This is a genomic window from Prauserella sediminis, from assembly GCF_014195435.1.
Taxonomy (GTDB): Bacteria; Actinomycetota; Actinomycetes; order Mycobacteriales; family Pseudonocardiaceae; genus Prauserella; species Prauserella salsuginis.
Window position 1 is genome coordinate 24,256 of the sequence record NZ_JACIBS010000014.1, and the last position, 22,019, is coordinate 46,274.

Consider the following 22,019-nt stretch of genomic DNA (forward strand, 5'->3'; position numbering starts at 1 on the left):
CCGCCCTTGCCGCAGGCTCAGTGGTCCTTGCTGCGTTTCGGCAGCAGGTCGTAAAGCTTCTTGCGCGCGCCGTTGTCGTTGGCGTTGCGGGTGTGGGCCACGTCGGTGATGAAGTCCTCGAAGTCGAAGTCCTGCTCCGGTGCCGCGGGCGCCTGCGGGGCCGTGCCCGGTGATTCGTCCAGCGTACGGGCGATCTCGCGGAACGCCGCGGCGTGCGTGGTCTCCGGCGCGAACGTCGTGACCGGCATACCGCGCGCCGCTGCTTCGTTCATCACCACTCCCAGCGGCACGTGCGGCAGCACGGGGATACCGAACTGTTCCAGCTCCCGCAACGCCGTGACGGCGTAGCCCGAGATGGGCCGCCGGTACAGCCCCGGCACGAGGCCGTAGTAGTCGATCGGCGGCCGCTCGACCATGGTTTCCAAGTGGCGGATCTGCTCCTGCATGAGCCGGAGCGCACGGATGCTGGTGCGGTCCGGCTGCACGGGCACGAGCAGCCCACTGGTGGCCACGAGCGCGTTGTTGGTCAGCACGTCGAGCGCGGGCGGACAGTCGATGACCACATGGTCGTAGTTGGCGAACTGGATCACGCGTGCCAGCTGCCATCCCGGGACCCGGAACTGGTCGAGTCTGCGGACCAGGTCGAACATGCCGGGCGAGGTGGGGATGACGTCGAACGCCCCGCCCCGGCCGACGTTGCTGCGCGGATGCGGGACGACGAGCTCCTCGACCGGGCCGCGCCACGTCTTGGTGAGCGCCTTGGCGAGGCTGGGCCGGTCGGCCGGAATCTCGGGCAGGCCGAGCATCTCCGTCGTGGCGTGCCCTTGCGGGTCCAGGTCGATGAGAAGAACGCGGCGGCCCCGCTCCGCGAGTGCGGCGGCGGCGCCGACACTCAGCGCGGTCTTGCCGACCCCGCCCTTCTGATTGACCACCGAGGTGATCTGCACTGTGCGCCGCTCCTGGATCTCGATTGCCGGGAACAGACTAGTCGATCAGCACTCGCGTGCGGCGCTGATCGCGCCCGGCGTGCCGGTCGATCCTGTCACGGCTCGCGACGGGGTCAATCCGCGCGGTCGAGCGCGGACTCCTCGCCGCCGGTCGGCTCGGGCCAGCCGGGGTACTCGGGCGGCGTGCCACCGAACGCCGGGCACAACGACTGGTGGGCGCACCAGTCGCACAGCTTGCTCGGGCTGGGACGGAAATCGCCGGTCCTGCCCGCGGCGAGGATGGCCGACCAGATCGCCTCGAGCGTGCGCTCGAACCGCGCCAGTTCGTCCTCGTCGGGGGTGTAGGCCAGGTCCTGCCCGTCGCGCAGGTACATCAGCTTGAGTTGCCGGGGCACGACGCCGCGGGTGCGCCACAGCACCACTGCGTAGAACTTCATCTGGAACAGCGCCTTGGCCTCGCCGATCGCGCGGGGCGCGGCGCCCGTCTTGTAATCGACGACCCGGATCTCACCGGTCGGCGCGACGTCCAGGCGGTCGACGTAGCCGCGCAGCCGCACGCCCGAGCCGAGCTCGGTTTCGACGTGCAGCTCGCATGCCTCCGGTTCGAGGCGGTTCGGGTCCTCGAGGCCGAAGTACGCGTCGAGCAGCTTGCCGGCACCGTCGAGCCACCCGGCCGCGTGACCGTCCGGGCCCGTTTCGTCCTCGGCGAACAGCTCCGCCCACTCGGGGCTCTGCTGGGAGAGCTCCTCCCACGTCGGCGCGAGCAGCTCGTGCGCGCGCTCGGGGCTGCGGTCGCCGCGGGGGAGTGCGAACAGCCGCTCCAACACCGAGTGCACGAGCGTGCCGCGGACCTGAGCCTTCGTGGGTGGCTCGGGAATCCGGTCGATCGCCCGGAACCGGTAGAGCAGTGGGCACTGCTTGAAATCGCCCGCGCGCGACGGCGAGAGCGCGGGCCGCCGGCGTGGCGCTCCGGAGTCACCGGCGGGCTGCGTGGTGTCGGTGGGCGTGGCGGAGGCCGTCGTGTCAGTCATGCGTGCCCTCGGTCATGCCCGGCACCCTAACGAGCGCTGCCGACAGGAACCGATCACGGCTACCGGCGCGGCGCAGGTCGGGGGAACGATGCGGAGCCGGGCGCGGCGGTAACGGTGCTCGTACACGGCGCGTTCTACCCTCGCCTCGTGAACACGACGAGCCGGTCCCGGCGCGGGACCGTCACCGACGGCGGACTGCTGCTGTTCCGCGTCGACGGGGTGCCCGTGCTGCTCTCCCCCTCCTGGTGGGTCGGGTCGCTGCTCATCGTCGTGCTGTACAGCCCGCTGGTGGGCAGGTTGCTGCCGGGCGCGGGTCCGGGCGTGTCGTGGGCGCTGGCCGGCGCATTCGCGGTGCTGCTGGGGCTGTCGGTGCTGGCCCACGAGCTCGGCCACGTCCTCGTCGCACTGCGTCTGGGGATACCCGTGCGCAGGCTGCGACTGTTCCTGCTCGGCGGCCTGTCCGAGGTGGCGCGCAGCCCGGACAAGCCGAAACAGGAGGGGCTGGTCGCGGCGGCGGGCCCGATCGTGTCGGTGCTGCTCGCGGTGTTCTGCGGACTCCTGCTGGTGGCGGTTCCGCCGGGCGGCGCGGTGTGGCTGCTCGTCGCCCAGTGTGCGGTGGCCAACCTGGCGGTCGGTGTGTTCAACCTGTTGCCGGGCCTGCCCCTCGACGGCGGGCGCATGCTCCGGGCCGGGGTGTGGTCGCTCACGGGCAACCGTGCGTCGGGCACGCGTGCGGCCGTGTTCGGCGGCGGTCTGGTCGCGTTGGCTCTGCTGGTGTGGGCGCTGTGGGGCCTCGCGGAGGGCAGCGACGACCGCTGGCTGCGGCTCGGGGTCTGTGTGGTGACGGCGTGGTTCGTCGTCACCGGCGCCACCGGTGAGATGGCCGCCGAACAGCGGCGCAGCTGGCCCGCCGGCCTCGTGCTGGGGGATCTGACACGGCCGGTGCTGCAGCTGCCGGCCGAGAGTCCGGTGGAATCGGCGCTGTCGGCGTCGGCGGGCAGGGGAGTGGTGCTCGTGCGAGCCGACGGGGTCGCGGCGGGACTGCTCGACGAGGCCGCGGCCGAGCAGCTCGCGGCCGAATCACCGCGTGCGCCCGCCGAACTGGCGGCCGAGCCGATCCGCGCGGAGACCGTGCTGCTCGAATCCGAGGCGGGCGACGCCGTGATCGAACGGGTTGCGGAGGTCGCCGCGTGGCAGTTCCTCGTGGTCGACGACGAGGGCAGGCCCGCGGGCGTGTTGCACCGTGACGATCTGCGCGCGGCGTTGTCCGGGGGCCGCCGCACCCGCTGACCCGCGTGCCCGGGCGATCTGCGACGATCGAGCGCCGCCGAAGGCTGCCGCAGAGGGCGTGAGATTGGGAGTTTCGTGAGCGCAGGACCGTTCCGTGTCGGGGATCGCGTGCAATTGACCGACCCGAAGGGACGGCACTACACGATCGTGCTCGCGGAAGGCGAGCAGTATCACACCCACCGCGGCGCGCTCGCCCACGACGACATCATCGGCAAGCCCGAGGCGTCGGTCGTCACGTCCGCGGGCGGTACGAGCTACCTGGCGGTGCGGCCGCTGCTGTCGGACTACGTGCTGTCGATGCCGCGCGGCGCCCAGGTGATCTACCCGAAGGACGCCGCCCAGATCGTGATGTGGGGAGACATCTTCCCCGGGGCGCGGGTTCTCGAGGCCGGTGCCGGCTCCGGAGCGCTGACCTGCTCGCTCCTGCGGGCCGTCGGCGCCGACGGCAGCGTCACGTCGTACGAGGTCAGGGACGACCACGCCGAGCACGCCGAGCGGAACGTCGAGCGGTTCTTCGGGCACCGGCCCGACAACTGGGAGCTGCACCGCGGGGACCTCGCCGAACACGAGGGCGAGGTCGACCGGGTCATCCTCGACATGCTCTCGCCCTGGGACGTGCTGCCGACGGTGCACCGCAACCTTGTCCCCGGCGGCGTGCTGGTGGTGTACGTGGCCACGACCACGCAGTTGTCGTCCGTCACCGAGGCGTTGCGCGAGCAGCAGTGCTGGACCGAACCGCAGGCATGGGAGACCGTGTTGCGGCCGTGGCACGTCGTCGGCCTCGCGGTACGCCCGGAGCACCGGATGGTCGCGCACACCGCCTTCCTGCTCACGACCCGCCGGTTGGCCGACGGGGTCACCCCGCCGCGGCAGCAGCGCAGGCCGAGCCGGGGCTGACCGGGCACGGTCCGGGCGGGCCCGCCGACGTTCGTGCCGGGGAGGCCGTGGCCGGTGCCCCGGCACGAACGCGATCGGGAACCTCGTGGAGGCCTCGCTCAGGACGTGAGCTGGTCACCCATGTAGCACCAGCCGCCGCCCTCGTTCTTGAGGACGATGTAGTAGTCCCGGTCCTGGGCGGTGTTCTGTGCAGGGACCTTCGCGGCGTCGCCCGTGACCTCGGCGGAACCGGCGATCCTGATGGACACGTTGTCGGGGATCGCGGGCACCTCCTGCGGGTTGCTCAGGCAGATCGTGTCGGCGACGGCCTGCCGGTCGCCCGAGTTGAAGCCCGCCACGATGGCCTCGGCGGTGGCCTCGGGGGTGCCCTGCGCCCCGGGCGCGCGCTGGTCGCTCGGCGCGCTCTCGCTGGTCTCGGGTGAGGCCTGCGACTCGGAGGTGGTCGGCTCGCTGGACTGGCTCGTTGCGGGCGAGGCGTTCTGGCCGCTGTCGCCCGAGTCGTCCTCGTCGTCGAGCAGGAATCCGGGCGCGACCCACGCGAGGAAGGCGAACACGCCTGCGAGCAGGACGACGCCGCCGAGGGAGATGCCGACGATGAGGCCGGTCTTCTTCTTGGGCGGTTCACCGCCGGGGCCTCCCGGACCGCCGGGGTGGGCGCCGTAGGGCTGTTGCCCGAACTGCTGGCCGCCGTAGGGCTGACCGTAGGGCTGCTGACCGTAGGGGTCCTGCTGACCGTACGGGCCGGGGTGGGGCGGTTGTTGCCCGTACTGCTGAGGTCCGGGTTGCCCGTACTGGCCGGGCTGCTGGCCGTACGGGTCCGGCTGGCCCGGCTGACCGGGTTGCTGTGGCGGATAGGTCATGCGGGTCCCCTTACCATCGGCGCGAACTGTGGCCCCCTCAGTGGGACCTGATCGTATCCGCGCAGATTCCGGCCGCTCATCCACCCGTGTACCACGGTCGGTCACATCGATGTCGGCCGTGACCTCGGCCGCACCGGTCGGGCGAGGACGGCTCCGCCGGGTCTCGCGGCCGTGTCGTGTTCACACCGCGGGCGCCGTCGAGTACGACCGGCGGCGGCGTGCCGGCACGGGCGGTACTGACCCGCAGTGGGCGGTACCGGTCTCGTGGACGCGGTGAGCTGCGGCGATGTGGGCCCGCCGCCCCGTGGTGCCCGTCGATCGCGGCCCGGGCGGCGGTGGCGCGGTGCTGCGGTTGTCCGGTCCACGTCAGGGAGTCCGGCCGGATCGCGACGCGCGCGGGCTGTGCGGCCGTTCGGTGGAAAATGCGCAGTGCGGCGGAGTTCTGCATCCCTGCACGGAGCTGTGGGTAGTCGGTCGGGCCCGCGCGACGCACCGATTCCGTAACGTGCCGAAGGCTTTTCTTGTCGGTGATCGCCGGTACCGTGGAAGCACATGCATTCCGAGGAGGTGCCGAAATGCAACACGACCTTCCCGGTGGTCGGCACGAGGAGGCCGACTCTTCAGAACCGAACGGAGCGACCAGCGCGGGGTCTCCCGCGGAAACCCCCGCCGGCGACGAGGCGAGCCAGATCCGGCAGCTGGAAGAAGAAGTCGCACTGCTGCGCCGGAAACTGACCGACTCGCCGCGGCAGAACCGCGTTCTCGAGCAACGCCTCGCCGAGGCGACCGAGCGCGTCGAACAGCTCACCGAGCGGAACGAGAAGCTCGTCGAGACGTTGCGTGAGGCCCGGAGCCAGCTGCTGACGCTCCGCGAGGAGGTCGACCGGCTCGCGCAGCCGCCGAGCGGGTACGGCGTCTTTGTCGAGGCCTACGAGGACAACACGGTGGACGTGTTCACGTCCGGCAGGAAGATGCGCGTCGCCGTGTCGCCGAACGTCGAGGTCGAGTCGTTGCAACGCGGGCAGACCCTGCGGTTGAACGAGGCACTCACGGTCGTCGAGAGCGGAGGCTTCGAGCGCACCGGCGAGGTGTGCACGTTGCGTGAGGTGCTCTCCCCAGAGACCGAGGGCGGCAGCGCCCGCGGTCTCATCGTCGGGCACGCCGACGAGGAACGTGTCGTGTGGCTCTCGGACCCCCTCGCGGCGGAGGAACTGAAGTCCGGGGACTCGGTGCTGGTCGACTCCAAGGCCGGGTACGCCTACGAGCGGGTGCCCAAGGCGGAGGTCGAGGACCTCGTGCTGGAGGAGGTGCCGGACGTCGCGTACGAGGACATCGGCGGCCTCTTCGGGCAGATCGAGCAGATCCGGGACGCCGTCGAGCTCCCGTTCCTGCACGCGGATCTGTTCCGGCAGTACCAACTGCAGCCGCCGAAGGGTGTCCTGCTGTACGGCCCGCCCGGGTGCGGTAAGACGCTGATCGCCAAGGCGGTGGCGAATTCGCTGGCCAAGAAGGTGTCCGGTGACGCGGCCGATGCGAAGTCGTACTTCCTGAACGTCAAGGGCCCCGAGCTGCTGAACAAGTTCGTCGGCGAGACCGAGCGGCACATCCGGATGATCTTCCAGCGGGCTCGGGAGAAGGCGTCCGAGGGAACGCCGGTCATCGTCTTCTTCGACGAGATGGAGTCGATCTTCCGCACCCGTGGCAGCGGAGTGTCGTCGGACGTCGAGACGACGATCGTGCCGCAGTTGCTGGCGGAGATCGACGGCGTCGAAGGGCTCGAGAACGTCATCGTCATCGGTGCCTCGAACCGTGAGGACATGATCGACCCGGCGATCCTGCGTCCCGGCAGGCTCGACGTGAAGATCAAGATCGAGCGGCCGGACGCCGAGGGCGCGAAGGACATCTTCTCGAAGTACCTGACGGCGGATCTCCCGATCCACGCTGACGATCTGCTCGAGTTCGCCGGTGACTCGCAGGCCACGTTGGATGCGATGATCCAGCACACCGTCGAGCGGATGTACGAGGAGTCCGACGAGAACCGGTTCCTGGAGGTGACCTACGCCAACGGGGACAAGGAGGTGCTCTACTTCCGCGACTTCAACTCGGGCGCGATGATTCAGAACATCGTGGACCGGGCGAAGAAGGCCGCGATCAAGTCGGTGCTGGAGACCGATCAGTCGGGTCTCCGGGTGCAGCATCTGCTGGACGCGATCGTGGACGAGTTCGCGGAGAACGAGGACCTGCCGAACACGACCAACCCGGACGACTGGGCCCGGATCTCCGGCAAGAAGGGGGAGCGGATCGTCTACATCCGCACGCTCGTCACCGGCAAGAATCAGGACTCCGGCAGGGTGATCGACACAGCGACCAACACCGGCCAGTACCTGTGACGGCCTCGTTGTCGTGACAGACGCGGTGTTGTAGCGGATACGTGCGAACGGCCCGCTCCGGCGATGTCGGGGCGGGCCGTTCGCACGTTCTCGGACATGTCGTTCTCGGGCATGTCGCAGCACCCGGATTGTATAATGACCTATACGATCCGGCCTATGAGTGACGAGATGCCTCCCGTTGATCCGCCGGACCCGCTGACGGAAGCAGGGGAGCGGCACGTAGCCGCTCCCATTACGGCCGCTGCGGTGCTCGCGTGGCTCGAGGAAACCGCGGAGGCCGTGGCCGCAGGGGAGTTGGCGGCCGAGGAGCTGATCGCGCTGCTCGGGGAGTTGCGACAGGCGTCGACGGCGTGTGCGAACGCGTCGGACTGGACACTGCTCGCGGCTCGTGAGGCCGGTGCCAGTCTGCGGCAGATCGCGCCGGTGTTCGGCAAGGGGTACGTCCGCGCACCGGCGGCGCGATTGGAGAAGCTGCATCGCGAGGTGCTGTCGGCCGATCAGTTCCTCGAGCTGATGCGGCGGCGTGCGAGCGAACCAACTGTATAATGACCTATACGGACGGGCACGGTAGCGGCCCTCCTCGCACGCGCCCGCTACCGTGCCCGTCATGGACAACATCGCACGGACGGCGGTGGGTCTCGCCTCGTTGGGGCGGCCCGCGTACATCAACCTCGGCCGGGAATCCGAACTGCCCGCGGATCGCACGGTCGCCGCGATGCGCGACGCGACCTTCGCCGTGCTCGACCGCGCCTACGACGCGGGGGTCCGCCGGGTCGACGTCGCGCGCTCCTACGGCAGGGCGGAGGAGTTCCTCGCCGCGTGGCTGTCCGACAGGGGGCGCTCCGACGTAACGGTGTCCAGCAAGTGGGGATACGCCTACGTCGGCGACTGGCGGACGGACGCCCCGGTCCACGAGGTCAAGGAGCACTCGCTCGCGCGGTTCCGGCAGCAGTGGGCCGAGACCCGAGACACGCTGCCCACCGCGCCGGCGCTCTACCAGGTGCATTCGCTGACCCCCGACAGCGCACTGTTCGACGACCGGGAACTGCAGGTGGCGCTCGCCGAACTCGTCGACACCGGGGTGCGGGTGGGGTTTTCGACGTCGGGGCCTGCGCAGGCCGACACGATCCGGCGGGCGCTGGAACTGACCGTGGACGGCAGGCACCTGTTCACGGCCGTGCAGTCGACGTGGAACGTGCTCGAATCGTCGGCCGGGCTGGCGCTGGCCGAGGCGCACCGGGCAGGGGTGTTGGTCCAACTGAAGGAGACGCTGGCCAACGGCAGGCTCGCCGTCGACCCGCCGGACGTCGTCGCCGACATCGCGCGGGCCCACGGCACGACGCCGGACGTCGTGGCGCTCGCGGCGGCGTATGCCGAGGACTGGGCCGACGTCGTGCTGCTCGGCCCGGCCGGGGTCACGCAGCTCGACACGAACCTGGCGGCAGCCGCCCTGCGGCTGAATGACGATGACCTGGAGAACCTCGCCGAGCTGCGCGAGAACCCGCGTGAATACTGGGCCCGCCGGTCGCAGCTCGTGTGGGAGTGACTACTGTCGCGAGCGCCCAGTGAGCGAGTCGGAGAGGACGAGACACAGGTGCGACGCGCACGAACGACCACCATGGCCGGTCTGCCCGTGGCGATCACGCTGCTGACGGTCGTGGCCGGTTGCGCCGACCGCGAGAACGACCTGGACACGTACTACGACGACAGGCCCGCGACGGGTGAGCGCTCCGACGACGCCGAAGCGGCGCCGCGGTCCGACGGCGATTCCCAGGACGAGGCGACGCGGCAGGGCGAAGGGAGCGCGGACGCGGGCCCCGAGCAACCCGCCGGCCAGCGCGTCCTCCTCACCGCCGAGGACGTCCGGGAGGAGGGTGTCGTGCCGATCGCGCCGTCGACGGTGGGCGCGGATCCCGCTGCGCCGACGTGTCTCGCGACGATCGCCCAGCAGTCCGGGGCCGCGGAGGTCCAGGAGCGTGCGTGGCGTTACCCCACGGGCTCGACGCTGCACCACCTCGTGACGCGCTACGAGGACCGGCCGGCCGCCGACGCGCTGGCGGGGCAGGTCGCATGCGGCGGCGAGGAGCTCCCCGTCAGCGGTGCCCCGGAAGACGTCGAGACGCACGCGTGGTGCCAGGCGGCGACCTGCACCGTCGTCATCGCGGCCGAGGACACGCTCTCGACCGTCGAGGTGAGGGCCGCCGACCAGGGCAGCGCCACGGAGGCCATTCACCGTCTTGCGCCGCTCGCCGTCGGCAAGTACGCCTGAACCGGCCGTCAGCCGTAGCGTCGGAACCATTCGAGGGCGCCGAGGCGCCCGTCGGGCACGAACGTGCCGTCGTCGGCCAGTCGCCGCCGCAGCAGCGGCAGCGGGATCCACCAGCCGTCGGCCACCTCCTCGGGCTGGTGCACCACGGGGCCGTCCCATCGCACCTCGTAGGTGAAGTTGTGGCAGCGCACGGAGCCGGCGGTGAATGTCCACGTGAACAGCGGCCGCGGCGTCACGCCGCCGATGCCGAGCTCCTCGGCCAGTTCGCGCGCCGCGCACTCGTCCGGCGATTCACCCGCCGCGACCACGCCGCCCGCCCAGCAGTCGAGTGCGGACGGGTACACGTCCTTGGTGGCTGTCCGGCGGTGGAGGTACACGGACTGACCGTCACCCGAACGCACCAGTACGACGGCTGCGGCGTGCCACAGCCCGCGGCTGCGCACATCGGCCCTGGTCGTGGCGCCGACGGCGCGTGCCTGTGCGTCGTAGATCGCAACGCGCTCGTCACCGCCCATGAGGTGATCGTGGCACGAGGCGCCGTAGGGTGGTGGCATGCGGCGGATCATGGGAACAGAGGTGGAATACGGGATCGCGGTCCCGGGCGATGCCACCGCCAACCCGGTGCTGACTTCCACCCAGGTCGTGCTGGCCTACGCGGCGGCGGCCGACATTCCGCGCGCCCGGCGGGCGCGCTGGGATTACGAGGTCGAGTCACCGTTGCGTGACGCGCGGGGCTTCGATCTCACCGGCCCCAGCCAGCCCACGCAGGACAACGACGTCGAAGACCTCGGCGCGGCCAACGTCATCCTCACCAACGGCGCGCGGCTGTACGTCGACCACGCGCACCCGGAGTACTCGGCTCCCGAGGTGACCAATCCGCGGGATGCCGTGGTGTGGGACAAGGCCGGGGAACGGGTCATGGAGCAGGCCGCGATGCGCGCCGCCACCGTGCCCGGCCAGCCGCAACTGCAGCTGTACAAGAACAACGTGGACGGCAAGGGCGCTTCGTACGGCACGCACGAGAACTACCTGATGGACAGGGCGACGCCGTTCACGTCCGTCATCACGGGGCTGACGCCGTTCTTCGTGTCGCGCCAGGTGGTCACCGGTTCGGGCCGCGTGGGGATCGGGCCCCAGGGCGAGGAGCCGGGGTTCCAGCTGTCCCAGCGTTCGGACTACGTGGAGGTCGAGGTCGGGCTGGAGACCACGCTCAAGCGCGGCATCATCAACACGCGCGACGAACCGCACGCCGACGCGGACAAGTACCGCAGGCTGCACGTCATCATCGGCGACGCGAACCTGGCCGAGTACTCGACATACCTGAAGGTCGGCACCACCGCGCTGGTGCTCGACATGATCGAGGCGGGGGTGCGGTTCGACGACCTCAAGCTCGACGAGCCGGTGCGCGCGGTGCACGAGATCAGTCACGATCCGTCACTGAAGACGACGGTGGATGTCGCGGGCGGCCGCAAGTACACGGGGCTCGACCTGCAGTTCGCCTACCACGAGCTGGCCTCGGCGCACGTCGAGCGGACCGGCGGGGACGAGCAGTCCAAGGAGGTACTGCGGGTGTGGGGCGAGGTGCTCGACACGCTCGCGAAGGACCCCATGGACGCGGCCGACCGGCTGGACTGGCCCGCGAAGCTGCGGCTGGTCGAGGCCTATCGCGAACGTGATCAGCTCGGGTGGGCTGCGCCGCGGTTGCACCTGGTCGACCTGCAGTACTCGGATGTGCGCCTCGACAAGGGCCTGTACAACCGCCTCGTGACGCGCGGGTCCATGAAACGCCTCGTCGGCGAGGACGAGGTGCAGCGGGCGGTCACGACGCCGCCGGAGGACACGCGGGCCTACTTCCGCGGTCGCACGCTGGAGAAGTACGCCAGCTCGATCGCCGCGGCGTCGTGGGACTCGGTCATCTTCGACGTGGGCAGGGATTCGCTGGTGCGAATCCCGACGCTCGAACCGCTGCGGGGCACGAAGGCGCACGTCGGCGCGTTGCTGGACCGGGCCGAGACGGCGGAGGAACTGGTCGAGGCGCTGACCGGATCGGAGTAGCCGAAGATCACCACTCCGACAACGATCGTCCCGAATCGCCCTTCCTCTGGGTAGGCTGGGCGCAGGAAGCTCATCGGTCACACCGGGAGGCGGCAATGGCTCAGGAGAAGGTCGAGAAGCACGGCGGCGGCGACTCCGAGGACGAGGCCGAAGGCGCAGCCCCGGCCGGTCAGGAACGTCGTGAGCAGATGGGCGAGGACGTCGACACGATCCTCGACGAGATCGACGACGTCCTCGAGGAGAACGCCGAGGACTTCGTGCGGGCCTACGTGCAGAAGGGCGGCGAGTGACGCAGGCGCTCGCGTGACATAGGCTCGCTGATCAACATTTCGGTACTGTCCCTTTCGTCGATGGGAACTACGAGCACGCATGGAACAGATTCCGCGCAACTCGGGCTTCGCGCTGCCCTCCGCCTACCTGTCGTCGACGACGTCGTCCTTCGCCGATTTCCTGCGTGCCGAGGCGCCGGATCTGCTGCCCAGCAAGCGGTCCGCGGGCATGGGCACCTCGGGTGGCGATCTCGACGCGCCGCACGGCACGACGATCGTGGCCTCGACGTTCAACGGCGGGGTGCTGATCGCGGGTGACCGGCGTGCGACGAGCGGCAACCTCATTGCGACCCGTGACATGGACAAGGTCTACGTGACCGACGCCTATTCGGCCGTGGGCATCGCGGGTACGGCGGGCATCGCTCTCGAGCTCGTCCGGCTCTACACCGTGGAGCTGGCGCACTACGAGAAGATCGAGGGCGTGTCGCTCTCGCTCGACGGTAAGTCGAACAAGCTCGCGACGATGGTGCGGGGCAATCTCGACGTCGCGATGGCGGGCCTCGCAGTGGTCCCGCTGTTCGTCGGTTACGACATCGAGGCGTCCGATCCGAAGCGGGCGGGGCGCATCGTGTCCTTCGACGTCACGGGCGGCCGGTACGAGGAGAACGCGGGTTTCCACGCGATCGGTTCCGGGTCGGTGTTCGCCAAGTCGGCGATGAAGAAGCTCTACGACCCCGAGGCCGATCAGGACGCAGCGGTGCGGGCGGCGATCGAGTCGCTCTACGACGCCGCCGACGACGACACGGCGACCGGTGGCCCGGATGTCGCGCGGAAGATCTATCCGAGCGTCGTCACGATCACGGCGGAGCACGGCGCCGTGGAGTTGCCCACGGAGGAGACCTCGACCATCGCGGAGGCCGTCGTGGCCGACCGTGCGGCCCAGCAGGACTGGCGCAGCTGATCCGAGTGCCGGGCCGACGCGGCCCGGCACCGGACCGGTTGCCCGGGTCCCCACTCGTCAGCTTCCCATCCCCGAACAGAGCGGAGCCAACGCAAGTGTCGATGCCGCTGTACGCCTCGCCCGAACAGTTGATGCGGGAGCGTTCCGAACTCGCGCGGAAGGGTATTGCCCGCGGTCGGAGCGTCGTGGTGCTCAAATACCGGGGCGGAGTCCTGTTCGTGGCGGAGAATCCGTCGCCCACGCTGCACAAGGTGTCGGAGATCTACGACCGCATCGGTTTCGCCGCGGTCGGCCGCTACAGCGAGTTCGAGAGCCTGCGCCGGGGTGGTATCCGGCACGTGGACCTGCAGGGGTACCAGTACGACCGGCGGGACGTCAGCGCACGGGCGCTGGCGAACGTTTATGCCCAGACCTTGAGCACGATCTTCACCGAGCAGCTCAAGCCGTTCGAGGTCGAGATCTGTGTGGCGCAGGTCGGGGCGAACGCCAACGAGGACGAGTTGTACCGGCTGACCTACGACGGGTCGATCGTCGACGAGCCGCAGTTCGTGGTGATGGGCGGTCAGACGGACGCGATCAACACGAAGCTGAAGGAGACCTTCTCCGACGGCATGGAGCTGTCCGACGCGGTGCGGGTGGCGGCGGAGGCTTTCCGCCCGTCGACGTCGTCGGGCAGCGGGACGAACGGCAGCAGCTCGTCGAGTTCGGCGCAGGAGGGTGAGCCGAGCAAGCTGGAGGTCGCCGTGCTGGAGCGTGAGCGGCCGGGCCGGAAGTTCCGCCGTATCACCGGGGCTGCGCTCGATGCGCTGCTGCCCGCGCGTACGGAGGCGGCCGACAGCAGCGATTCGGGCTCCGAAGGCGACGAGAAGTCCGACAACTGACCGGGTTCGCGCCCCACGCCCCGGCAGGCGTGGGGCGCGGGTGCGGCCGGGCCGCACCCGCGCGGGCCGGTCATCTCCGGTAGATCGTCAGCGCACTGGGCCGGGACCGGAACCGGAATTCGCGGCCCAGCGGCCCGATTTCGCCGTCGGTGGCGAGCCTGCGGTAGCCGTCGAGCAGTTCGACGTCGAGAGCCGGCAGGTCGCGCTGCCGGTAGACACGGCTGGCGTGCAGTGTCTTGGTGACGACCGACAGCACGAACCGTGCCCTCGAATACGGGACGTCGGCGCGCAGGTACCGCACGTCGAGCAGGCCGGTGTCGAGTGCGGGCCTGCGGTTGGGCCAGAATCCCTTGGGCGCGTAGGTGCCGTTGCCCACGAACACGAGCCACACGAGTGCTCGTTTGCCGCCCAGGCGCACCGGGAACGGTTTGGCCCGGCGGAGGACACGGATCATCGCGATGACCGCCGACGGCCATTTGGGATGCCGCTGTTCGATTTTTTCGCGCAGCCGCACCATTTCCGGGTAGCCGCCGAGGCTTGCGGTGTTGACGAACCATCGTCGGTGCGTGCCGCTCGGCCCGTGCACCGACACCTCGCCGAGGTCGATGCCGACCGCCGAGCCGTGTTCGGTCGCGACGTCGGCGTCGGGCATGGAGCGGACACCGACGTCGCGGGCGAAGTGGTTGAGCGTGCCCGCGGGGATGAGCGCGAGCGGCAGGCCGGTGTCGGCGGCGACCGAGGCGACGGCGGCCACGGTGCCGTCACCGCCCGCGACGCCGAGGGCGCGGACGGCGGGTCCTGTGTCGGTGCGGCGGGCGATCTCGGCGGTGATCTGGCTGCGCAGGTCGGTGTCGGGGTCGGGGTAGAGCAGGTCGGCTTTCGGCCAGGCGAAGCGGACTTCGGGGGTCGGGTCGTCGGCGGGATCGCCCGAGGCCGGGTTGACGACGGCGAGCATGTCCTCGCCGTCGACCATGAGGGGTGCGTCGGCCCGGTGGGCCGTGCGGCCGGGCCGGTCGTCGTGGACGGGCCACCAGTGGCGGGTGGCGAACGAGGCGGCGACGCCGAGGGCGGCGCCGGCACCGACGTCGGTGGGCCAGTGCACCCCGGTGTGAACGCGCGAGTAGGCGACGGCCGCGCCGAGCGGCAGCAGCGCCACGCCGGTGGCGGGTGACTCCTGGAATGCGCCGGTGATGAACGCCGCCGCGGAGGCGGCGTGGCCGGAGGGGAACGACGACGAGGCGGGCCGCCGGTCCAGCCTGCGGTGTTGCGGGACGGCGGAGGCTGCGGGACGGCGCCGTGGCAGGAGTTCCTTGGCGACGAAGCTGGCGCTCAGGCTCGCGAACCCGACGCTGCCGATGCCGCGCAGGGCGGCCCTCCGGGATGCTCCGCCCCTGGCGGCGAGGACGCCCGCGACGACCCACCACAGAACCGCCTTGTCCGCCGACCGGGTGATCATGGTCAGCAGGTCGTCGGCGCGGGTGCGGGGCAGTGCGGCGCTGCGGGCCATCAGCCGGCGGTCGGGGCGACCGACGCGCTGAAGTGCGGCGACGCGTCGGAGCAGGGGCGGAGTCATGGCGGATATGCTGCCGTACGGCGCTTGAAGGTGGCGTTGGCGTCCGATCGGCGGCGATTTCGTTCCCCAGTTCCTGGCGCTGACCGCCTACCCTTGAGGGATGCAGCGGCGGATCTTTGGGATCGAAACCGAGTTCGGAGTGACCTGCACGTTCCACGGGCAGCGCAGGCTCTCGCCCGACGAGGTGGCGCGGTATCTGTTCCGGCGTGTCGTGTCGTGGGGCCGGTCGTCGAACGTCTTCCTGTCCAACGGGTCACGGCTCTACCTCGACGTGGGGTCGCATCCGGAGTACGCGACGGCCGAGTGTGATGACCTGACCCAGCTGGTCACGCATGACAAGGCAGGGGAGCGGATTCTCGAGGACCTGCTGGTGGACGCCGAGCGCAGGTTGGCCGACGAGGGCATCGGCGGCGACATCTTCCTGTTCAAGAACAACACCGACTCGGCGGGCAACTCGTACGGTTGTCACGAGAACTATCTGGTCACGCGCGCGGGCGAGTTCTCGCGGATCGCGGACGTGCTGTTGCCGTTCCTGGTGACGCGGCAGCTGATCTGCGGCGCGGGCAAGGTGCTGCAGACGCCGAGGGGCGCGGTGTACTGCCTGTCGCAGCGGGCCGAGCACATCTGGGAGGGCGTGTCGAGCGCGACGACGCGGTCCCGGCCCATCATCAACACCCGCGACGAGCCGCACGCCGACGCCGAGCGGTACCGCAGGCTGCACGTGATCGTCGGCGACTCGAACATGGCGGAGCCGACGACGTTGCTGAAGGTCGGCACGGCGCACCTGGTGCTGGAGATGATCGAGCAGGGGGTGCAGTTCCGGGATTTCAGTCTGGACAACCCGATCCGTGCGATCCGGGAGATCAGCCACGATATGACGGGCCGTAGGCAGGTGCGCCTCGCCGGGGGCCGGGAGGCCTCGGCGCTGGAGATCCAGCTGGAGTACTACGCGCGGGCGGTGCAGCACGTCGAGGCGACCGACGCGAGCCCGTTGATGCATCGGGTGGTCGATCTGTGGGGCCGCGCGCTCGATGCGATCGAGCAGCAGGACTTCTCCCTGGTGGACACCGAGATCGACTGGGCGATCAAGCACCGGTTCGTCGAGCGGTACCGGGCCAAGCACAATCTCGACCTGTCGGACCCGCGGGTGGCGCAGCTGGACCTGGCTTACCACGACATCCGACGGGGCCGCGGTGTGTTCGATCTGCTGCAGCGCAAGGGCCTGGTGCAGCGGGTGACCGATGACGGCGAGATCGAGGCCGCCAAGGACACGCCGCCGCAGTCGACGCGGGCGAAGCTGCGTGGCGACTTCATCGCCGCGGCGCAGCAGGCGGGCCGCGACTTCACTGTGGACTGGGTGCACTTGAAGCTGAACGACCAGGCGCAGCGGACGGTGCTGTGCAAGGATCCGTTCCGCGCCGTGGACGAACGGGTCGACCGGTTGATCAACTCGTTGTAGACCGGGCGGCTCGGGTCCGGCTGGGGCCGTGGGTGGCCGTCGCCAACAGCGACACGGTTCCGGACGGCGACCGGCTGACCAGGCATGACGCGACGGTTCCCAGTGCGGTCGGCAGGGCGAACAGCACCAGCAGGGCGGCCTGCCGACCGCACCCGTCGCGAGGAGTGCGGGGCGCGCAGGGGAGACCTCCCGGACGCGCCGATCGGGGCGAGCTAGGGTTGGTGAGGTGTCCACCGCCCGTGCAGAACGCCTGGTCAACCTGGTGCTGGCGCTGCTGTCCACCCGGCAGTACATGCCGGCCGAGCGCATTCGGGGCATCGTGCCCGGCTACGCGGACGCGGCGAGCACCGAGGCGTTCTTCCGCATGTTCGAACGCGACAAGGCCGAGCTGCGTGAGCTGGGGATTCCGCTGGAGACGGGCACCAATTCGGCATTCGACCCCGAGGGGTATCGGATCGCGCGCCGCGACTACGAGCTCGGCGACATCGACCTCGCACCCGACGAAGCGACCGCCGTCGCGCTCGCGGCGCGGCTGTGGGACTCGCCGGACCTGACGGGGCAGGCGCACGGTGCACTGGTGAAGCTGCGCGCCGCGGGCGTCGAAGTCGACGACCGGGCGCACGCCATGGTCGAGCCGCGGGTGCACACCGAACCGGCGTTCGCGCCGCTGTTGGCGGCGGTGCAGGCAGGTGAGACGGTGCGGTTCGACTATCGGCGGTCGGACTCGCCCGAGCGGCGCACGCGCACCCTCGAACCGTGGGGTGTGGTGTCGTGGCGGGGGCGCTGGTACGTCGTCGGTCATGACCGGGACCGCGAAGCGCCGCGGTGTTTCCGGCTCTCGCGCATCAGCGGCGAGGTCGTGACGACCGGGGAGCGGGCGGTCGTGCGGCGGCCGGAGGATGCGAAGCTGCTCGACTTCGTGGCGGGCACGTCCGTGAGCGACGACGGCTCGGCTGCCACGACGGCCCGGTTGTGGCTCGCCGAAGGCAGGGCCACCGGAATCCGCAGGCACGCGCAGGTGCTGGAGCACCGCTCGGTCGACGGTGAGGACGGCGACGTCGTCGAGATCGAGCTGCAGCATCCGGAGGGCGCCGCGGACTGGATCGCCGGCCACGGCCCGGACGCGGTCGTGCTGGCGCCCGACGTGCTGGCCAAGGCCGTGGCGGACCGGCTCGAACGGGTCGCCGCGGGTGGGGGAGGGATGCGATGAGCGCGGCCACCGACCGGATGCCGAGGCTGCTGGCTCTGGTGCCGTACCTGCTGGCCAGGCCCGGGATCAGGATCGACCAGGCGGCACAGGACTTTGACGTCACGCCGAAGCAGCTGCGCAAGGATCTGCAACTGCTGTGGTTGTGTGGGCTGCCCGGGTACGGCCCCGGCGATCTGATCGACCTCTCGTTCGACGGCGACACCGTGTCGGTGACGTTCGACGCGGGGATGCGCAGGCCGTTGCGGCTCACCGGAGGTGAGGCGAGTGCGCTGGTCATCGCGCTGAAGGCGCTCGCCGAGACGCCCGGTGTGGTCGACACCGACGCCGTCGGCCGTGCGATCGCGAAGATCGAAGCCGCGGCGGGCGCCGCCGAGCCGGCCGGAGTCGTCGTCGGCAACGGCGTCCGCGAACACGAGACGACGGCGCGCACGCGCGAGATCGTCCGCGAGGCGCTGCAGTTCGGGCGTGCGGTGCGGATGCGGTACTACGCGGCCTCCAACGACCGGATCACCGAGCGCACGGTCGACCCGATGCGGCTGCTGATCGTGCAGGCACACAGCTACCTGGAGGGCTGGTGTCGCCGCGCCGAGGACGTGCGGTTGTTCCGCCTCGACCGGATCGACGAGCTGGACGTGCTCGACGAGCCGGCGGCGCCGCCGCCCCACGCCCGCCACTCCGACGTCTCCGACGGCGTGTTCTCGGCACACGAGAGCTACCCCGAGGCCGACCTGGTGCTCGAACCCGATGCGCGGTGGGTCGCCGAGTACTACCCGTGCGAGGAACTGGCTGAGCTCGAGGGCGGCCGGCTGCGGGTCCGGATGCGCTACGGCGACGAATCGTGGATGGTCAGGCTCGTGCTGGGGCTGGGTGGCCGCGCGACGGTCGAACGGCCGGGTGAACTCGCGGTGGCCGTGCGGCGCCGTGCCGCCGCCGGGTTGGCACGAGCACGTCACCTGTCGATCACCGGCGGGCAGTAGGCTTACGGGCGTGTTCTACGTGCTGAGTGCCGCCGTGGCAGGGGCCGGGCTCATCGTGCTCGTCCTCGCACTGGTCCGATTGGCGGGTGCGGCGAGAGGATTCGGCCGCGCTGCCGAGGTCATGCGGTCGGACGTGGAATCCCGCCTGGGCATGCTCCGCGCCCGCGCGGCCGCGGTCGGCGTCGCCGTTCGCGACCTTCGTACCCGACGTGTCCGAATCGGTTCGGAATCGGCATCCGAGCCAGTACGATCGGGCCTGAACGAATAGGGAGGCCACCCAATATGAACGCCTTTCAGCCGTGGCACTTGATCATCCTCGTGCTCGTCGTCGTGGTGCTGTTCGGCGCCAAGCGCCTGCCGGATGCGGCCCGCTCGGTCGGCAAATCCATGAAGGTCTTCAAGGCCGAGACCAAGGACCTGCGTGGCGACCAGTCGGAGCAGGACTCCGCCGAGTCCGAGACGACCAGCTCCACCACGACGGCGGCGGACGCCAAGCAGATCCCGGCGACGACGGTCAAAGCCGACGCCGAGGTCGCCGACAGCAAGTCGGCCGACCCGACCAGTGACCAGGTGGAACAGCTGCAGCGCCAGCTCGACGAGCTCAAGCAGCAGCAGTCCGCCGAACAGGCACAGAAGAACGGCTGACCACACCGCACGGATCGAGAACGGACGCTTTCGTGGGAGACACCTCCGCACAGCGCGAGGGACGAGGCGGTAAACGGAAGGCTCGGAGTCGTCGGCACAACCCCGACGGCACGATGTCGCTCGTCGAGCACATCTACGAGTTCCGCCGCCGCCTCGGCTACGCGCTGCTCGCCCTGGTTGCGGGCGGGATCGTCGGGTTTCTGTGGTTCGGCCACAGCATCGGCCCGATCCCGACACTCGGCGACCTGGTCACCGAGCCCTATTGCGCCATTCCGCAGGAGCAGCGCTACCCCAAGGGTGGGGACTGTCAGCTGTTGCAGACGGTCCCGTTCGAAGCGTTCATGATCCAGATGAAGGTCGGCCTCAGCGCCGGGGCCGTGCTGTTCTCGCCGCTGTGGCTGTACCAGCTGTGGGCGTTCATCGCGCCCGGGCTGTACTCCAAGGAACGCAAGTACGCGATGACGTTCGTCGGCATCGCGTCCCTGCTGTTCGCGGGCGGTGCACTGCTGGCCTACTTCATGGCCCCGCACGCGCTCGAGATCCTCACGACCTTCGGTGCGGGCGAGTTCGCCACGTGGTTCACCGGTGACAAGTACATCTCGTTCGTGCTGTCGCTGTTGCTCATCTTCGGGGTGAGCTTCGAGCTGCCGCTGCTGATCATCATGCTGAACCGGGTCGGCGTGGTGCGCTATCAGATGCTCAAGAAGTGGCGCCGCGGCATCATCATGATCATGTTCGTGTTCGCGGCGTTCGTGACGCCCGCGGACCCGTTCTCCATGATCGGCCTGGCCGGTGCGCTGTGCATCCTGTTCGAGATCTCGTTGCAGATCACGCGCTTCCACGACCGCAAGCTCGATCGCCAACGCGGCACCGAGGGTTGGGACGAGCTGGCCGACGACGAGCCGGCTCCGTTCGAATACACCCCGAGCACCGTGAACGACGACGACACCGACGGCGGCCGGCGCAGCGGCACCGACGACATCACGTGACCGGAGGTCCTCGCGTAGCCCTGGCGTTCCACCCCGGATCCGGCAGGGGAGCAGCGGCGCGGTTGGCCGGGGCCGTCGCTTCGCGGCTCCGGCCGCACGTCGCGCGGCTCGACGTGATCGATGCCGACACCGTCGAGGGCGCACGGCAACGACTGGAGGCGGCCCGCGAATCCGGGCTCGACGCGCTGGTCGTCGTCGGTGGTGACGGCGCGGCGCACCTGGCCGTGCAATTCTGCGCCGGTACGCCCGTCGCGCTCGGCCTCGTCCCGTCGGGCACCGGCAACGACCTCGCCCGCGCCCTGGACGTACCCGGTGATCCCGCCGCGGCCGTGGACTCGCTCGCCCACGCGCTGCGCACCGGCCACCGGCGCCGACTCGACCTCGGCAGAGCCGGCGACACCTGGTACGGCACCGTGCTGTGCAGCGGTTTCGACGCCGCGGTCAACGACAGAGCCAACCGGCTCCGATGGCCCCGCGGTCCGCGTCGATACGACGTCGCGATCGCCGCGGAGATCGCGTCCTTCCGCGCGCGAGACATCCGCGTGACCGCCGACGGCGAGACGCTCACGGCGCCCGCGATGCTCGTCGCCGTCGGTAACACGCCCTGGTATGGCGCGGGCATCCCGGTCTGTCCCGGCGCCGACCCCACCGACGGACTGCTCGACGTGACCGTCGTCGGCAAGGTCGGTTACCGCGAACTGGCCCGGGTACTGCCGCGCCTGCGCACCGGCAGGCACGTCGAGCACCCGGCGGTCACGACGCTGCGGGCACGGACGGTCGAGGTGGCCGACGTCGGCCGGGCCGGTGGGGCGGACTGGCCGGTGTTCGCCGACGGCGACCCGCTCGGCACGCTGCCCGTGTCGATCAGTTGCGTCCCGCGGGCCCTGACGGTCCTCGCCTGACGTTCTCCTCGGCGAGCGCCCTCCACCCGAGCCGTTCCCGCATGTCCCGCGGCAGCTTGGCGACCACGAGGTCGTAGGAGTCCTCGATGAGGTCGAGGATCAGTTGCTCGGGAAGCGTCCCGTCGTCGAGCACCACCGTGTTCCAGTGCCGCTTGTTCATGTGCCACCCGGGCCGGATAGCCGGATACGAGGCCCGCAACTGCAACGCGAGCTCCGGGTCGCATTTGAGGTTCACGCTCAGCGGCGTGCGCCCGAGCGCCGACAACGCGAACATCTTCCCGCCCACCTTGAACACGCTCAGGTGCTCGTCGAACGGGAACTCCTCGCCGGCGCCGGTGAACGCCAGACACGCCGCCTTCAGCCGGTCCGGGGTCATGATGCGGACGGTAGCGCCACCCACCGAACAATCGCCGC

22 protein-coding genes are annotated in these 22,019 nt (G+C 70.2%); 16 read left to right on the forward strand and 6 right to left on the reverse strand.

Features of this window, described 5'->3' with window-relative positions; genetic code table 11:
- Positions 1-17: 17 nt before the first annotated feature.
- Positions 18-947: a ParA family protein gene (locus FB384_RS25670; RefSeq protein WP_183787428.1), complete on the reverse strand. Its 930-nt coding sequence runs from the start codon at positions 945-947 to the stop codon at positions 18-20.
- A gap of 113 nt (positions 948-1,060) precedes the next feature.
- Positions 1,061-1,978, reverse strand: a complete 918-nt coding sequence (locus tag FB384_RS25675; RefSeq protein ID WP_183787429.1) for a RecB family exonuclease — start codon at positions 1,976-1,978, stop codon at positions 1,061-1,063.
- A gap of 147 nt (positions 1,979-2,125) precedes the next feature.
- Here FB384_RS25675 and FB384_RS25680 point away from each other — a divergent pair, with 147 nt between their 5' ends.
- Entirely contained in the window at positions 2,126-3,268 is a 1,143-nt protein-coding gene (locus tag FB384_RS25680; protein WP_258935793.1) for a site-2 protease family protein, read from the forward strand.
- Positions 3,269-3,343: 75 nt separating this feature from the next.
- Positions 3,344-4,165: a tRNA (adenine-N1)-methyltransferase gene (locus FB384_RS25685; RefSeq protein ID WP_183787430.1), complete on the forward strand. Its 822-nt coding sequence runs from the start codon at positions 3,344-3,346 to the stop codon at positions 4,163-4,165.
- Between the two features lie 98 nt (positions 4,166-4,263).
- Here FB384_RS25685 and FB384_RS25690 read toward each other — a convergent pair whose 3' ends face one another.
- Positions 4,264-5,025, reverse strand: a complete 762-nt coding sequence (locus FB384_RS25690; RefSeq protein WP_183787431.1) for a hypothetical protein — start codon at positions 5,023-5,025, stop codon at positions 4,264-4,266.
- 575 nt (positions 5,026-5,600) lie between these two features.
- Here FB384_RS25690 and arc point away from each other — a divergent pair.
- The 4 genes from arc to FB384_RS25710 all read left to right on the forward strand — a co-directional run bounded on the left by arc (position 5,601) and on the right by FB384_RS25710 (position 9,684).
- On the forward strand, positions 5,601-7,415 hold the full coding sequence (arc, locus tag FB384_RS25695; protein ID WP_183787432.1) for a proteasome ATPase: 1,815 nt from the start codon (positions 5,601-5,603) through the stop codon (positions 7,413-7,415).
- A 168-nt stretch (positions 7,416-7,583) separates the two neighbouring features.
- Positions 7,584-7,961 (forward strand): hypothetical protein, encoded by a 378-nt coding sequence (locus tag FB384_RS25700; protein WP_183787453.1) that lies wholly within the window; start codon positions 7,584-7,586, stop codon positions 7,959-7,961.
- 61 nt (positions 7,962-8,022) lie between these two features.
- Complete coding sequence (locus FB384_RS25705) at positions 8,023-8,961, forward strand: aldo/keto reductase (RefSeq protein WP_183787433.1); 939 nt, start codon at positions 8,023-8,025, stop codon at positions 8,959-8,961.
- 48 nt (positions 8,962-9,009) lie between these two features.
- Positions 9,010-9,684, forward strand: coding sequence for a hypothetical protein (locus FB384_RS25710; RefSeq protein WP_183787434.1), 675 nt, complete (start codon positions 9,010-9,012; stop codon positions 9,682-9,684).
- A gap of 8 nt (positions 9,685-9,692) precedes the next feature.
- Here FB384_RS25710 and FB384_RS25715 read toward each other — a convergent pair whose 3' ends face one another.
- The gene (locus FB384_RS25715; RefSeq protein WP_183787435.1) at positions 9,693-10,238 is read right to left on the reverse strand and encodes an NUDIX domain-containing protein; all 546 of its coding nucleotides are present in this window, start codon (positions 10,236-10,238) and stop codon (positions 9,693-9,695) included.
- Between FB384_RS25715 and dop the strand changes: the two genes are divergently transcribed.
- From dop to prcA, 4 genes are all read left to right on the forward strand, one after another.
- Positions 10,237-11,739 (forward strand): depupylase/deamidase Dop, encoded by a 1,503-nt coding sequence (dop, locus tag FB384_RS25720; RefSeq protein ID WP_183787436.1) that lies wholly within the window; start codon positions 10,237-10,239, stop codon positions 11,737-11,739. The two genes, FB384_RS25715 and dop, sit on opposite strands and share 2 nt — an antisense overlap.
- A gap of 95 nt (positions 11,740-11,834) precedes the next feature.
- Positions 11,835-12,029 carry a ubiquitin-like protein Pup gene (locus FB384_RS25725; RefSeq protein ID WP_183787437.1) on the forward strand — a complete coding sequence of 65 codons (195 nt, stop codon included), beginning with the start codon at positions 11,835-11,837 and terminating at the stop codon, positions 12,027-12,029.
- A 79-nt stretch (positions 12,030-12,108) separates the two neighbouring features.
- The gene (gene prcB, locus FB384_RS25730) at positions 12,109-12,969 is read left to right on the forward strand and encodes a proteasome subunit beta (RefSeq protein WP_183787438.1); all 861 of its coding nucleotides are present in this window, start codon (positions 12,109-12,111) and stop codon (positions 12,967-12,969) included.
- Between the two features lie 95 nt (positions 12,970-13,064).
- Positions 13,065-13,850: a proteasome subunit alpha gene (prcA, locus tag FB384_RS25735; RefSeq protein WP_183787439.1), complete on the forward strand. Its 786-nt coding sequence runs from the start codon at positions 13,065-13,067 to the stop codon at positions 13,848-13,850.
- Positions 13,851-13,920: 70 nt separating this feature from the next.
- On the opposite strand, the gene FB384_RS25740 is transcribed toward prcA, so the two are convergent.
- Complete coding sequence (locus FB384_RS25740) at positions 13,921-15,423, reverse strand: bifunctional phosphatase PAP2/diacylglycerol kinase family protein (RefSeq protein ID WP_183787440.1); 1,503 nt, start codon at positions 15,421-15,423, stop codon at positions 13,921-13,923.
- 100 nt (positions 15,424-15,523) lie between these two features.
- Between FB384_RS25740 and pafA the strand changes: the two genes are divergently transcribed.
- The 6 genes from pafA (at position 15,524) to FB384_RS25770 (ending at position 21,605) form a co-directional block, all read left to right on the forward strand.
- Entirely contained in the window at positions 15,524-16,882 is a 1,359-nt protein-coding gene (gene pafA, locus FB384_RS25745) for a Pup--protein ligase (RefSeq protein ID WP_183787441.1), read from the forward strand.
- A gap of 226 nt (positions 16,883-17,108) precedes the next feature.
- The gene (locus FB384_RS25750; protein WP_183787442.1) at positions 17,109-18,092 is read left to right on the forward strand and encodes a helix-turn-helix transcriptional regulator; all 984 of its coding nucleotides are present in this window, start codon (positions 17,109-17,111) and stop codon (positions 18,090-18,092) included.
- On the forward strand, positions 18,089-19,069 hold the full coding sequence (locus tag FB384_RS25755; RefSeq protein ID WP_183787443.1) for a helix-turn-helix transcriptional regulator: 981 nt from the start codon (positions 18,089-18,091) through the stop codon (positions 19,067-19,069). Before FB384_RS25750 ends, FB384_RS25755 begins: the two co-directional genes overlap by 4 nt.
- Before the next feature lie 282 nt (positions 19,070-19,351).
- Positions 19,352-19,714, forward strand: a complete 363-nt coding sequence (tatA, locus tag FB384_RS25760) for a Sec-independent protein translocase subunit TatA (RefSeq protein ID WP_183787444.1) — start codon at positions 19,352-19,354, stop codon at positions 19,712-19,714.
- Positions 19,715-19,746: 32 nt separating this feature from the next.
- The gene (gene tatC / locus FB384_RS25765; RefSeq protein WP_258935785.1) at positions 19,747-20,703 is read left to right on the forward strand and encodes a twin-arginine translocase subunit TatC; all 957 of its coding nucleotides are present in this window, start codon (positions 19,747-19,749) and stop codon (positions 20,701-20,703) included.
- Entirely contained in the window at positions 20,700-21,605 is a 906-nt protein-coding gene (locus tag FB384_RS25770) for a diacylglycerol/lipid kinase family protein (RefSeq protein ID WP_183787445.1), read from the forward strand. The genes tatC and FB384_RS25770 overlap by 4 nt, the downstream gene beginning before the upstream one ends.
- On the opposite strand, the gene FB384_RS25775 is transcribed toward FB384_RS25770, so the two are convergent.
- On the reverse strand, positions 21,568-22,019 hold a 452-nt coding region (locus FB384_RS25775; protein ID WP_323985440.1), incomplete at its 5' end, for an MmcQ/YjbR family DNA-binding protein. The two genes, FB384_RS25770 and FB384_RS25775, sit on opposite strands and share 38 nt — an antisense overlap.